Source organism: Escherichia sp. E1130 (assembly GCF_005781065.1).
Lineage (GTDB): Bacteria > Pseudomonadota > Gammaproteobacteria > Enterobacterales > Enterobacteriaceae > Escherichia.
The window spans coordinates 54,642-69,822 of the sequence record NZ_VATL01000007.1; the positions used below are offsets into that span (position 1 = coordinate 54,642).

Below are 15,181 nucleotides of genomic sequence, written 5' to 3' on the forward strand. Positions count from 1 at the left end.
TTTTTTTGTTGTCATCGCAGGAATAGTTCTGTTGTGGCACAATTATAATTCATAGGTAATGCCTGAGTATTTCGTTTCACCATCAGGTATTTGACTGCTGATATAGCTGATGTGAAGGGTAATTCATTTTCCTGCACGTCAGCTCGTTGAATTATCTGATGTTAACGGGATATTTTTTGTTGAAATTGTCAGCAATATCAGGTTATTACATGAAGTAAGCGCTTACATTTACATAAATCTGTAGGCCGGATAAGGCGTTTACGCCGCATCCGGCAAGAAACTACGTCGGGCTAAATAGCCATTACCGCGCACATTCATGATGTCCGCGCGAAAACACCTACTCAAGATGTCTGGCGAGTACGTCATTAATTGACTGCTCCAACTCGTCCATAACTTCTTTTGTCAGACGATTAAATTCAAAAGAGATTGTTCGGCCATTAACGCGTTTACGCGCGTATCGGTCTTTGTCATCAAAAGCCCACAGCGAAACGACCTTCGCTTTCTCTTTTTTAGGCAGCGAGATCAGCAAAGACGATTTTTTCTGAATAAGCTTCAGCAGCTTATTTTTAATCTCATCTTCCGCAAGGCCACCTTCGCTCAGAATAAGATCAATATCTTCTGAAATTTGTTCGATCAGCGTGCTCAGTTCGACATTTTTCTCGGCGAGACTTTCGTCTACCGCAGCCAGTAATTTGTAATCGGAAAAATGAAGCTCCGACTGCACTGGGAACAGTGAAACCAGCTCCTGCGGAACGGAGGCCGCCTGCATGGCGCGGGAGACTTTGGCCGGTGACAGTTTTTCCTGTGCGGCTATCTGTTTCTGATTCAGCCCTGATGCCTTAAGCGCCATCAGGCGTAACCCAACTTCACGCAGGTTATGTTCTTTCGCCGTCTGAATATCTGCCGCCAGTTTACGAGCCTCATCGGCAGACACCGTTGAAGTGGTGACCAGTACTTTCAGCGGGGTATGGCACAAAATTGCCGCCGCGCGTCTGCGGGAACCATCAATAATTTCCACACCATCTTCCCGCTCAATACCGATGCAAGGGAAAAACTGTTGCAGGCGGAGCGTGCGGGTAATGTCTTTCAGGGACTCGCTGGTCAGCGAGGTCTGATCGCGACCGTTTATCTCCTGAATGACATAGGTTCCTTTTTCGACCTCATTGGCCGGGATTGTGCGCAACGAAAAAGTAACATGACGCCCAGTGGAGAGAGTAAAGATTTGCTCCTGAGACGGTCCGCCATCATCCTCGTGCAGCGCAGGGGTTTTGAAGGTACGGCCTATGGTGACTCTCTTGGCGCTCATCATACAACTCCGTTGGTTCTGATAAATTCAATGCGGTCGAATACTGCCCGGGCGAAATCTTCAGCGGCGTGGCGGGCATTTTTCAACGCTTCGCTGCTGCCGATATAGGTGGCTGGGTTTGCCGAGACAACGGTGTCGAAGGACTCGCCGCAACGCTCAAAGCCATCCAGTCGCGGTAACGCGACATCGAGCATATCGCCGCCAAAAATCTCTTTTGCCAGGCTATGGCAAAGCTTATGGTCGGATTTATTTGACAGTTTTGACATGAAGCCGATATTGCCCCGTAGATTACACTTCATGCCGGATTCATTAATAATTTCAACCAGTTCAGGGAGTCTGGTTAAATATTTCAGCGTCGAGTGGAAATCGACCTGTGCAGGCGGAACCGGCGTTAACAGCAGATCGGCTGAGGCGATGGCATTTTTGAGAAACGCGTCAAGGTGTGGGCCGCTGTCGATAAAGATGAAATCGTAATCCTTGCGCAGTTTATCAATCACATTCTCTTTCAGCACAGCGTGAACATTTTGCCCCGGCAGGTGTTCGGCGCATAACTCATCCCAGCGTGAGGCGATAAACGCATCTTCAATTGAGGCTGGCAGTACATCTACGCCCGGCACAATGGAAGGCACGATAAATTCTGAGAGTAACTCCTCGCGCGACACATTTTGCAGCATGGCCTGTGCGGAGGTGGCCTCCACCATGCCAATGGCCCGGGTGTGGTTGAGGAACATGGTTGCCGAAGACTGCGGATCGAGATCAACCACCAGGATGCGTAAGTCTTCATAAAGCAGGTGAGGGTGGGTGCGTAGCGCATGGGCCAGAGAAACGGTAGAGACCGTTTTAGACACGCCACCTTTCAGGTTGCCGATGAAAACGGCGAATGCCGATGGATAGCGGTCGCGATATTTAGGAACGCCACGGTGATGGTAAATGTCGATAATGTTCTGAATCGACATGGCGTACTTGGTGGAGCTACCAGCGGGGCGCTTATCAAACACATAGCCGCTTTCTTCCATCTCGTTGACGGCGTAGTCCACGCTGGCGCGCGTGAGACGGGGCAGCCGGGCAAGCGCCGCCTTGGCATAGACCTGATAAAACTTGTTTTCCTGCAACTCTTCTTTCTGTGACTGAATTTGTTCGGTAAGAGAAAACAGCATTTTCTCTGAACGTTGCGCAACTTTTAACAGATGGACAGGCGTATCCATGATTTTCTGCCTTTATGCTGAAATGATGAATTTCGTCAAGAATGCTACATACAAGTGGCAAAGTAAACATTTCAGATGCAATAAGGTAAAAATAGCGGGTAGCGGCTCACTTATCTGTTGAGTTGTGAGCATCTTTGGGCGTTATTCGCCAGATCGGAGTGGGGCAGAAGGCCGGGTTATGTCGTGCTGACGACGTACATAAAGCGCCTGTCTGGATAATATCGTTGTTGTATTGCGTTCAACTTGATGGAACTCTGATAGCACTATTTTCAGTCAATACGCGTCAGGGCTATAGTCCAAAAACATCGGTAATATCAGGGTATTTTTGATAAAAAAAGCCTACGCAATAGATGTTGCTCAGGCTATTGGTGGTTGTTCAGATCCCACTACCGACAGAGGGGGCTGGATCTGCTACGTATGAAAGTGGAAGACGGTGATGTTATCCTGGTGAAGAAGCTAAAACGTCATCTTGGCCGGGTTCTCAAAAAATGCATGGAACTAAAACGGGTCTATTTACAGCGATACCGCCGGTATGATCCAACTGATAAAGGAATTTGACGCTCAGGGCGTTACCGTCAGGTTTATTGACGATGGGAGCAGCACCGATGGTGATATGGGACAAGTGGTGATGACCATCCTGTCGGCAGTGGCGCTGGCTGTACGCCGGAGGGTCCTGGAGCGTACAAATGAAGACCGACAGGAAGCCAGAATGAAAGATGCGACAGTGTCATTTAATAAAACTGTCGCATTCAGAAGATAAAACCACAACGCCATAATTTACAAACAGAAATTCAAGGTGATATAGAAAATCATTTCAATTTTAAGACAATCCCATCTTTAAATGAAATATTGAAACTACTTAAAATATCAACTGGCATCTCATCTACGTACACGATTTTTAAGTCATTTAACGCCATTACATCTGGCAGGTTTTGAAGAGTTGCCGCAGCTAATGTTAGAGTCGCTTTTGAACCGGATTTAAAGTTAATCATTCCTGCCCAGCATTTTCCTGTTGGTTTCTGTAACTCTTGCACAGGAGCAATTGGGATAGTATTGTTCAATGGATTAATAGTTACCTTTGCACTACCTGACAACTGAATAATCTTACCCATCCCATTCCCCTGTGAAAACTGAGTTGTATGAATATCCACTGTCGAATTATCAAAAGCATCTATCGCAACATAATCTCCTTCGTTGTTATCAGGGACATCATTACATATAGTCCTTGCGAAAATATTTCCATAAGATGAATCATAAAAAGATAAACTACTCGAAAGGTTTAAATTTGAGTCAGTATGTTGCTCTAATCTAACATTTAGTAAGAGTGAAGAATTATTATTAAACCTCAATCCGCTAAGTATACTGCCCGCGATGTTATTTGTTGAAATTTCATTGGCTTGCACATCAAGTGTGCTGTATCCTGATATTATAGCGTTATAAAACAACTCAATATACTCTGCTGAAATGATGAATCTTGAATTCTGAATACCAGTAAGGTATGGGCTTTTAATTGTATCTAACCTTGACATTCCGAGGAAAACAGCGCGTAGATTTTCCAGTGTAACACGGCTATCATCGAACAATTTGAAATCAATTGCGAAATAAGGACGATGTCTCGAGGAATCAGTTAATGTTATGGTTTTTAAGTTTTTGTCACCTGCAATACGGAAATCAGCTTTTTCCAAAAACAGAAAAGTGGAATTTTTATCCTTCGTAGCTGGTACAGACCAATTAATAACGTCGGCTCCTGTACTATCCGGGAGAAGAATAAGAGGACCAGCTTGAACAGGACCAACGTGAACAGGACCAGTAGCCATACCGTAAACTTCAAGCCCGCATCCTTGCATTTTATTAAATGCTTCTGCAGGTCCCCTCAACGTGACTTCTCTGGGATAGTCAAAAGACTGATTACTTTCAGGATCCCAGTTAAACGTAGCGTCTATATTTTTCATAATAACCTATTTTCAAGTAGAAGTTGTAACCCAAAAAAGTATTAGGTTGCCGATGAACTGCCTGTTTTGTACTTGTAATGGATTAAAGTGTTAATTCATTAGATCTGAACATGAAGCACAATTGTTGTTTTATTTTACGGAATAGGATTACAACTATATATCACGTTGCTGCCATCAATATTTCATCATTACTGATGACCAAAAAAGCAACTGTATTTTTATTCATAAATAAATCTTCATTTCTAATGATGCAACATTTTATTTCATGGCCAAGTGACACTATAAATATTAATAGAATTAAAAAAGAGTTGTTGTTATTTACAAGTTATATATTGATATAGTTTGAGTTATTTTAAAATGATTAGATGTATATAGAAAATATTTTTATTATAAATCTGTGATATCAGTGATTGTAGTGGCACAGTAAATTTGACTACCTGATTAAAGGTGATATTCACACAAATAGCGGGTTGAGTCTCACCTATCCACTGAGTAGTAAGAATCTCTGGGCGTTATTCGCCAGATCGGAGCGGGGCAGAAGGCCGGTTACGTAGAGCTGATGACGTAAATAAAGCGCCTGTCTGGATGATATCGTTGTTGTGTTGCGTTCAACCTGATGGAACTCTGATGGCACTATTTTCAGTCAATACGCGTCAGGTCAATAGTCCAAAAAATCGGTAATCTCAGGATATTTTTGATAAAAAATGTCCTGCGCAATATTTATTGCACAGGACATTGGTGGTTATTCAGACTGATGCAGTAGGTAATCTCACTGCGTTAGCCAGGCACCCTTATCGGATGCTGGCGTGATTTCTGTTTAGTTAATGGTTAAATCCACCGTCATATTGTATTCAAATTTCCATGTTCCGTCGGTGAGAATGTAATGGATCAAACCGGTGTAATGTCCAGCAGGAAGGTCGGGGTTATCGCTGCGCGACCAGTCAAATAAACTTCTCGCAAGAGAAAGCCCACAACCAATCACAGTGTTGAAGGAATAAAGACCACAAGCTGTAAGCTTTCTTGCCCTTAACTTGAGCGTATACTCCTTGCCGTGTTCATCGATGATCGGTGTCTGAATCACTTCATTATCGGGATTGTTTCCTGATGATAGTGTTGTTGGGCCCATCGTGGGGGGAGCAACGATAAATGCTGTGTAAAGGTTAGGGGCGCTCAGATGCGCAGACATAGTTTGGGCTGTGTCAGTATTGATGACCCAGTGTTCAGATATCTCTGTCATAAACGCCATGTCTGGATCTGTTATCGTTGAACCATTCGTGCTTGCCGTTGTCGTCGCCATTCCTACTTTAGTACTTCGAATAGTGACACTTGTAATTCCGTTGGCATCGGTTTTTGACGTTTCCGCAGAAAGGAAGAAACCAGGTGTTGTCTGCCAGCTAACGGTAGCATCAGGGACCCTGTTATTGTTGATGTCCGTCACTATCGCTTCATAGGTTGCGTTATCCTTACCATCAGGGGCAACAATAGACTTATTACTATATATTGTATCCATTTTTGCGGTTTTAATATCTCCAATAAAGGTGACTCCAGGTGCCGCAAGCTGTGTGCCATTCACCGGTATGGTGGCGGTGACAATTGTTACGGCTGCGATTTTCGTGTGTCCGCTGACGGTGGCAACGCCCTGGTTATCCGTCAGACTGTTGGTGCCGTCTAACGTCAGATTCGGGGCGTTACTGGTCCAGTCGATCTGCACGCCCTTAACCGGATTATCGTGGGCATCTTTGACAGTAACCGACCAGGTTACGAGTTCCTTGTCATCGGCTACGGCCTGGGTTTTGTCCACTTTGCTGTCAGACAGGGCCGCTGTAGCAATATTGCCAGTCACATTCACCGTTACAGTCTGGCTGGACTGATTAATACCCGCAGTAATTTGCGACGCACCTCCTTTGGTGGTGGAATAAGCAACTTCCGCGATACCCTGACTGTTGGTGTCGGTGACATTACCAGGCTGGAAAATCCCGTTGGTATTATCGGAGCTCCAGTTAACCCGTTGGTTAATAACAGGATGTCCGGCTTCGTCCGTCACTGTGGCTTTCAGCGTTATGTTATCACCTGCTGCCACATCCGTTGTTGTGGACGGGGTGAGCGCAGAGACTGCGGCAGTAGCCGCATCGGCACCAAAGCTGATGGTTTCAGATGACTGACTTACACCATTGATGGTCGCCACAGCCTGACAGGCGAGTACATCCTCTGAGGTGAGCGTTGCTGTAACCTGACCCTGGGCGTCGGTTTTTTGCGGACTGCCGGTAAGATGATATTTACCTGTTGCTGGCTGAACCTGCCAGGTCACCTCACTCTGGCTGACGGGGTTCTTGTATTCATCTTCCACAGTGGCGGTCAGGGTAACCACATCCTTGTTATTCGCCATTGCGCTGGTTTTACTGGCGCTGACGTTAACCGGTTTTGCACTCTGTATATCAGGCGTGATGGTTAGCTGAATAGTTTTCTGGCTGTGATTGTCGCTGGATGCCGTAATGGTGGTGGCTTTCGCGAGCGTGCTGATGTAAGTCACCTTCACGTTACCCTTCGCATCGGTGTTCGATGTTGTTTCACTGAAAACACCTGCGGCATTGTCAGACTGCCAGACAACAGGTTTATTCGCGACCGGGTGACCGGATGCGTCCAGAACCTGAGCGGTCAACGTAACAATACCTTTACCGGCAGTGACACTGGTGTTATCTGCTGTCAGGCTTTGCAGCGTAGCAGACGTCGCATCCTCAGTGAATTTCACTGTGCCTGATGTTACCAGTGCTCCGCTGGCAGCATGGCCAATGTTACCGCTGATCTGATGCTCCCCACGTTGTTTTGAGGTCAGAGATACCGTCACGTTGCCGTTGCTGTCTGACGTGCTGGAGGCCGTTGACAGGAGACCTGTAGCAGGTATTGCTGCCCAGTTGATACTGATGCCCGACAGTGGGTTGCTGTTCGCATCCGTCACGATCCCCGTGAAAAAAACTTCATCGGCGCCGTTAGCGAGTGCGTTCTGTTTACTGAGTTTCAGGTCGGTAAGCTGCGCAGTGCGGGCGTCACCGATAAAGGTTACCTGTGGCGCATTAAACCCGGCACCTGTTTCTGCCTGGGCCGTGACTCCGGCATTTCCGGCTTTCAATGCGGACAGCGTGACGGACGCGACGCCCGAGGCACTGGTTGTTGTGCTCGGTGCTGAAAGCGTAACACCCGTACCAGAGGCGCTCCAGGTCACTTTATGATTTGTAACAGGGTTGCCTTTAGCATCTTTTACTGCTGCGGTGTAGGTAATAAGCTCCTTGCCGTCGGCAATAGCCTGCGTTTTATCCACGGTGACGTCAGTCACTTTTGCCGAAGTGCTGTCGGCAGTAAAGTGCAGACTTTGTGAACTTACTGCGCTACCGCTCGCGGTGCTGGCAGTAACCACCACATCCCCGCTTGACTGTGACGTTAGTGTTACCAGGCTGTTGCCACTGGCATCGGTGGTGTTCTGCGCGTTACTGAGCGTTCCCTTACCGGATGTAATAACCCACTTCACCTGGCTGCCGATCACCGGATGCTTACTGGCATCAGTGACCAGCGCCGTCAGTTGAATGGCATCATTCAGGTTGGCGATGGCAGTTTTTTTGTCGGCGTTAAGTGAAGTTACCGCGGCGGTTTTACTGTCCGCCATAAAGTGCAGGACCGGAGAAGCCAGCTTCTGCCCCTGCAGCGTGGCTGTCAGCGTAACCTCTTCCACCGCCGGAGAACTGACCTGAACAGTGACATGTCCCTGTTCGTCCGTCTGGGTGGTCGAGGCGGATAACTGCGCGGTATTGCTGGTTGAACTCCAGTCGATCTGGACATTCTTTAACGGATTACCCTGTGCGTCTTCTGCGACAGCAGTCAGCGTAGCGCTGTCCTTTCCATCGGCCAGCAGGGTGGTTTTATCCGGTGAAATGCTTTTCAGCACGGCGCTTTTGGCGTCGGCAACAAACGTCAGCGTGGTGGTTTGTTTCGCTGCACCGTTCGCGGTGGTGGCGGAAACAGTTGTCTGCCCGGCGTGTGTGGAGGTGAAATGCATGGTTGCAACCCCCTGATTATCCGCAAGGCTGCTGGTGCTGACGAAGATCAGCTTCGGATCGCTGCTGTTCCAGTTGACCAGTGCGCCAGGCAGAGTATTGCCGTTCGCATCTTTCACCGTGACCGACCAGGTCATCGGTTCGTTGCCATCGGCGACGGCCTGAGTTTTGTCCACTTTGCTGTCAGACAGGATCGCGGTGGCCATATCACCGATAATATTCACCGCTATATCCCGGCTGGTTTGATTCGTGCTCGCCGTGATGTGCGTGGCACCGGAACGGGTGGCCTTATATTTTATCTCCGCAATACCCTGACTGTTGGTTTCGCTGGCATCAGCTGGAATGAAATCGCCAGTGGTGTTATCAGAACTCCAGTAAACTATTTGCTTTGCAACAGGGTGGCCGTTGCTGTCAGTCACTACGCTCAGCAGCGTAATGACATCTTTGCCCGCAACGACATCGGCTGTTGTGGACGATGTCAGGGCGGAAACACGGGTGGTGGCCGCGTCGGCGCTAAAGTTGATGGTGGCAGACGATTTGTTCACACCGTTGGCGGTTGCCACGGCCTGACAGGCGACCACATCCTCTGAAGCCAGCGTTGCGGTAACCCGGCCCCGATCGTCGGTTTTTTGCGGACTGCCGGTAAGATGATACTTACCTGCCGGCTGGATCTGCCAGTTAATGTCGTGCTGGCTGACAGGGTTTTTGTATTGATCTTCCACCGTGGCGGTCAGGGTGACCAGATCCTTGCCATTCGCCGTTGCGCTGGTTTTATTGACAGTGACGTCAACAGGTTTTGCGCTCTTGACATCGGGCGTGATGGTCAGCTTCACGGTCTTCTGACTGTTATTGTCGCCGGATGCGGTGATCGTGGTGGCCTGTGCACGGGTGCTGCTGTAGGTCACCTTCGCGTTACCCTGGGCATCGGTATTTGAGGTGGTTTCACTGAAAACACCCGCGGCATTGTCAGACTTCCAGACAACAGATTTATTCGCTACCGGATGGCCGGATGCGTCCAGCACCTGAGTGGTCAGCGTGACGCTGCCTGTACCGGCGGTGATACTGGTTTTGTCTGCATTCAGGGCAGACAGGCTGGCCGTGGCGGCATCCTCGGTGAATGTCACGCTGTTTGAGGTAACTGATTTACCGTTCACCAGAGCGGTAACCTGATGCGCCCCGCGTTGTTTTGATGTCAGGGATACCGTCACGTTACCGTTGCTGTCTGACGTACCAGAGGCCGCGGACAGGTGGCCAGTGGCAGGTGTTGCGCTCCAGTTGATGCTGATACCCGACAGCGGGTTACTGTTAGCATCCATCACTGTACCCGTGAAGGTGACTTCATCGGTGCCGTTGGCGAGTGCATTCTGTTTACTGATTTTAAGGTCAGTAAGCTGTGCGGTGCGGGTGTCGCCGGTAAAGGTTACCGGGGAAGCATTAAACGCAACGCCTGCTTCAGCCTGTGCAGAGAGGCTGACCGTGCCGGCTTTCAGCGCCGACAGTGTGACCGAGGCTACCCCGGAAGCATCAGTTTGCGTGGTTGCTGCAGAAAGGATGACGCCAGCGCCGGAGGCATGCCATGTTACTTTATGGTTTGCCAGGGCGTTGCCTTTCTCATCTTTTACTGTCGCGATATAGGTTACAGATTCTTTTCCGTCGGCAACGGCGTGTTTTTTATCCACGGTGACGTCGGTGACTTTTGCCGAAGTGCTGTCGGCAATAAAATGCAGGTTATGAGAAGCCACTGCGCTACCGCTTGCGGTGCTGGCAGTAACCACCACATCCCCGCTTGAGGCTGACGTCAGCATGACCTTGCTGTAACCACTGGCATCGGTGGTGTTCTGCTCGGTGCTGAGTACCCCTTTACCGGACGTAATGGTCCACTTCACCGGGCTGCCGGATACCGGATGCTGGTGCGCATCGCAAATCAGTGCGGTCAGCTGAATGGCGTCGTTCAGGTTGGCAACGGCGGTTTCTTTACTGGTGTTAAGCGACGTTACCGCAGCACTTTTATTATCAACCGTAAAATGCAAGGTCGGGGAGGTCATCTTCTGCCCCTGGAGGGCCGCCGTCAGTGCCACATCTTCCACAGCAGAGGAGCTAACTTGGGTGGTGGCTTTGCCTTCATCATCCGTCAGCGCGGTTGTCGGGGCAAAATGCGCGGTAGTACTGAGGGTACTCCAGTCGATCTGGACATTTTTTAATGGGTTACCTAACGCATCTTCTGCAATAACGGTTAGCGTTGCGCTCTCTTTCCCGTCGGCCAGCAGCGTGGTCTTATCCGGTGTAATATTTTTCAGCACGGCGCTTTTGGCGTCGGCCGCAAAAGTCAGAGGAACGGAGTGTTTTGGTACCGCTTTCCCGGTTGTCTTGTCTCCGGTGGTGGCGGAAACAGTAACCTGTCCGGCACTGGTGGAGGTGAGAAGCATGGTTGCCACGCCATTCTCGTTGGTTTGGCTCTGGCTGCCAGCCAGATGTGCCGTGGTACTACCGGAACTAATGGCCCAGTTCACGGTCTGATTCGATAATGGGTGGTTGCTGGTATCGGTCACGATGGCCTGCAGGATGATAGTGTCCTGGCCATTGGCGATAGCACCGGTTTTATCGCCATCAATCTGGCTGATCACTGCGTTGGCATTATCCGCAATAAACTGCAGCGCTTCACTTTTAATAATTTCGCCGTTATCGAGATGGGCGCTGATTGTTGTACTCAGGAGCTGGGAACTGGTCAGCGAGATGCTGGCGTTCCCCTGGGCATCGGTGCGAGCGGACGTTGCCGACAGGAGAGCTTGCGCATTATCCGTGGTCCAGGTAACGGGGACGCCCGATACAGGATTTCCCGTTGCATCCACGATGTGCGCCGTGAGGCTGATGGCATCTGTGCCGTTAGCCAGTGCTGACGTTGCCGATGCGGTTATCCCGTGGGCAGCAAAGCGCTCGCTGGCAGCGGGAGATTCCAGAGTAATGGTCGTGCTGCTAATCTTCTGAGTCTTGTTATAGAAAACATCAACAGTTGTCTGCCCAGGCATATTGCCGGCATGGAAGGTAGTGACATATACGCCGGGCGAGTTTTCTTTAAACGCCGAGATACTGGCTGGCACCTGCGTTGGTGCGGTTGCCGGAGAGAGGCTGGTTTTCTTTTGCAGCCTGGCTTTCTTTTGTGGCTTCTGTTGTTTTGAGTTGGCTTCCGTGATTTGAGCACTGAGGTTAGCTGCCTGACCTGTGATTTTCTCACCACTGGCGGTGGTCAGCGTCACGCTAATCGGTGTGCTGCTTACTCCGTCTGCTGGTAGCGTCATTTTAGCGGCGCTGGCGGTGGTGACTGCGTGTTGAATATTAAAACTGTCAACCTGCACAGTCATGTACGCCGGGGGCGACTGGTTACCTTTCGTATCCAGAGCCGTCGCGGAAACAACATAGACATTCTTCACGGCGTTGCCGGTATGATAATGCGGGAGCGTGACGGACCAGGCGCCATTTTTCTCGCTGATGTTGCCGCCGTTTTTCAGCAGACTGTCGGCCTGCCAGTGGATGTGATCAAGCGGATATTTGCTCTTCACCTGCACATTTACCGGCAGGGTCATAGATTCAGTGCCGGAAATTTTATCCTGCAGGGTCAGCCAGATAACCTGTTGCTTACGGTACTCCAGCACAATGTCGTTGTTTCTGTTTACCAGCTCGTAACGGCTACCCATCAGCGTTCTGCTGGCGCCGACGGCGTCTGGATCGAGATGACTCGCCAGGGATTCGCCCATCTTCCAGTTGAGATTGAGGTTCACCTGGGTGTCGTTCTGATCACCTTTACCCATTTTTTGGTTCAGGCCCACGGTCATCAGCGGGAATGGCGTGTAGTTGACGCCCAGCGTCATGGCCCACGGGTTGCTCAGGCGCTTATCACTGCTGTTCTGCGAGAGCGCCACTTCCTCACCAAAGTATTGTTCCCACGCCAGTTCTGCACCTAACTGTGGATAAACGGGTAAATAACCCTCGGCGCGAATGTCATAGCCATTGGCAACACGTTCCTGATAATCGGCATAGCGTTTTGAATTTTTCCAGCCGGAAAGTCGGCGGTAACCGTTTGCGCTAAGGCGGAAGAAATCGCTGCCCAGCTCTGTCCCGACGCCCAGACGCTGATGCTTATTACCGGAGAGCTGCTGGTCGTAAAAAGTGTTGACGCCCCACATCCAGTGGTCAGCAAAGTAACGATAACCAATACCGATATTGACGATATCGCGGTCATCATTGCGGCGGGCACCAACTTGCGTAAACAGGAGATCCTGCTTCTTGTTGTCGTAGAGAGGCACCAGAAGATCTACGCTGGCATTATTAAGTGCCATTTTGCGGTCCAGCGTTGCATTAACTTTGGCAGTTCCGAACTGCTGCAACCATTGCTGCACTTCACTGGTGGCAATCGACGAGGTGCTGCCGATGGCAGAGGAGATCAATGCATCTGTTCTATTGCTCTGTTTTAATAATTCGGCAGTGCTGGTAAGAACTGAGGCGATTTTTTTATCGTCTTCATCATCCTGTGCTGTTGTTTTCGCATCGTGCTTTCCTTTTGCTTCTTGTCCGGACTTATTCTCTGGCGAATTCGTTACTGCCTGAGCAGGGAACGTAAAGACAAAGGAGTTCATAAAAATAACCATGAGCTGCAAAAATATTTGCAGGCAGGCTGTGAGTCTCTGTTTCATAATAACATCAGTCTGTTGTTTGAAATTTGTTAATAGACGGCGGACAATATTTATTTATCCGGACTAATCTTCCTTAAGGTGCTTTATTATTCTGTTCATTTTGTCTGAGACAGACACACGAAACAGTGTGTAACTAAATTCATTCAAGTGCTGTTGTAATAAATTTGGTTTTTGCTCACCCCTCCAGCTACATGTTACTGATAATAAAAACTAACGAATGTTAATGATTTTCTGTTGATAATGGAATGTTAGGATGATTATGTGTTAGTGCGTTTTTTTCAATAAGAACATGTCGTTGCGCGCGTCTATTGTTATAATTCCTGGTAGAGGGGGCGTTAACAAGAGAATATAGGTCTGTCTGCTATGTGAAATTACAGCATAAAATTCCGTTATTGATATGTTAGCTGGTGAGGATACTGTTATGATTTATCTCTGATTTATGTTTATATTTAGTGATATCAATGGGTTGATTGGTTGTTGTATTTTCATTTTGTGACATTTCATACTGATTTTTGTTGTCTGGTTTCTTTTTTGTCTAGGGTGTTTATCTTAATTTTTTTTTGGTGATGACAATTGTTGGGCTTAAAATGATAAATAAGCGCAATTTTTTTGTGTGATTTGATTTATTGTTGTAATGAAATGTATGGCATTATAACGATATGGCTATGCTATTTATCTGCTTTAATACTCTGTAATGCCGAACTTAAAGGATTTGATATCTTCAGGTTTGAACACCGTTAAAGGACGTAATTGGCTAACTGAAACGTTGATTAAGGTGGCAGTGAAAATATCAGAATCCAATTAGGTTAAATATATTCATTAATGGCAGCATTTCCACCATTTATTATGGCTAATTGCTGTTACGGTATAACTGAACAATTTATCGGTGCACAAATGTCAGTCAGAAGACATACACCAGGTTATAAGGATGAGAGCGATGTTGAAAAGTGTATTACTTACCGGGGCAGGTTTACTTGCATTAATGCCATTGGCATATGCTGACCAGAGTGTCAACTTTTCTCCTGAGAGTGTGTCAGTTGGAACTTCTCTTTCGGTGTTAAACGGGGAGTCTCGCGAATTTGTTTATGATGAAGGTGTGAAGTCGAGCCAGCTTAACTGGAAAATAAACAATGCGCCGGTTATTAAAGCTGGAATTACCTGGGACCCATTATCATGGTTGTCGCTGAATGCTAATGGGTGGACGACGTTGGCATCTCGCGGTTCTGGTATGGATGATTATGACTGGTCTTATCCTTCGCAAAGCCACTGGAGCGACAGGTCAAGCAGTCCTGACACGCATCTGAATTTCGCTAACCAGCTTGATCTGAACGTAACCGGCTGGTTGCTGAATGAAGATAATTTGCATCTCGGCGCAGTGGTTGGGTATCAGGAAACCCGTTTCAGTTGGCTGGCTGAGGGGGGGCATTATACCTATGATAATGGTGCGAATGTGGGCGATTTCCCGCGCGGTGAGCGCACCATTGGTTACCAGCAGAGATACCGGGTGCCTTACTTAGGGCTGACGGGGAAATATGTTTACCAGGATTTTGATATCACTGCACAGTTTAAATTCAGTCCGTGGGTAGAAGCTCGCGACCACGATGAGCATTACATGCGTGACCTGAGTTTTAACGAAACTGCCAGTAATTCAAACTATTACTCAGGAACTATCAACGCGGGATATAATATTACTTCCCAGGCTCGTGTCTTCACTGAATTGAGCTGGACGCGTTTCTCTGAAGGCAGGGGGGACTCAACTGTGCATGATAAAGTCACAGGTGACTCTGAACATTACAATGATGCTGCAGGTATTCAAAACTATAACTACGCCATTGGCGCAGGGATTGAGTACCGCTTCTGATGGTTAAATGCGTCTTCGGGGGGCAGTAAACGCCCCCGAATTTAAATAAAAATTACGTAGTTACAACATCCTGATAATTTACCCATCCGTTGCAGCAGCCGTCTTGCCAACATTAAGTACCTT

At 48.3% G+C, this 15,181-nt stretch carries 5 protein-coding genes and 1 pseudogene; 2 read left to right on the forward strand and 4 right to left on the reverse strand.

What is annotated here, in order from left to right; all coding sequences use genetic code 11:
• Positions 1-337: 337 nt before the first annotated feature.
• Both FEK66_RS07775 and FEK66_RS07780 read right to left on the reverse strand, forming a co-directional pair.
• Positions 338-1,309, reverse strand: coding sequence for a ParB family protein (locus tag FEK66_RS07775; RefSeq protein WP_240725565.1), 972 nt, complete (start codon positions 1,307-1,309; stop codon positions 338-340).
• Positions 1,306-2,511, reverse strand: coding sequence for an AAA family ATPase (locus tag FEK66_RS07780; protein WP_130236377.1), 1,206 nt, complete (start codon positions 2,509-2,511; stop codon positions 1,306-1,308). Before FEK66_RS07780 ends, FEK66_RS07775 begins: the two co-directional genes overlap by 4 nt.
• Before the next feature lie 393 nt (positions 2,512-2,904).
• Between FEK66_RS07780 and FEK66_RS07785 the strand changes: the two are divergent.
• Positions 2,905-3,271 (forward strand): annotated as a pseudogene (locus FEK66_RS07785) (recombinase family protein); the annotation flags it as partial.
• 49 nt (positions 3,272-3,320) lie between these two features.
• Here the strand turns inward: FEK66_RS07785 and FEK66_RS07790 are convergent.
• The gene (locus FEK66_RS07790; RefSeq protein ID WP_135380942.1) at positions 3,321-4,463 is read right to left on the reverse strand and encodes a hypothetical protein; all 1,143 of its coding nucleotides are present in this window, start codon (positions 4,461-4,463) and stop codon (positions 3,321-3,323) included.
• Positions 4,464-5,280: 817 nt separating this feature from the next.
• Complete coding sequence (locus FEK66_RS07795) at positions 5,281-13,140, reverse strand: Ig-like domain-containing protein (protein WP_171023567.1); 7,860 nt, start codon at positions 13,138-13,140, stop codon at positions 5,281-5,283.
• Between the two features lie 994 nt (positions 13,141-14,134).
• Here FEK66_RS07795 and FEK66_RS07800 point away from each other — a divergent pair.
• Complete coding sequence (locus tag FEK66_RS07800) at positions 14,135-15,058, forward strand: omptin family outer membrane protease (protein ID WP_130261399.1); 924 nt, start codon at positions 14,135-14,137, stop codon at positions 15,056-15,058.
• The last annotated feature ends 123 nt before the right edge of the window (positions 15,059-15,181 follow it).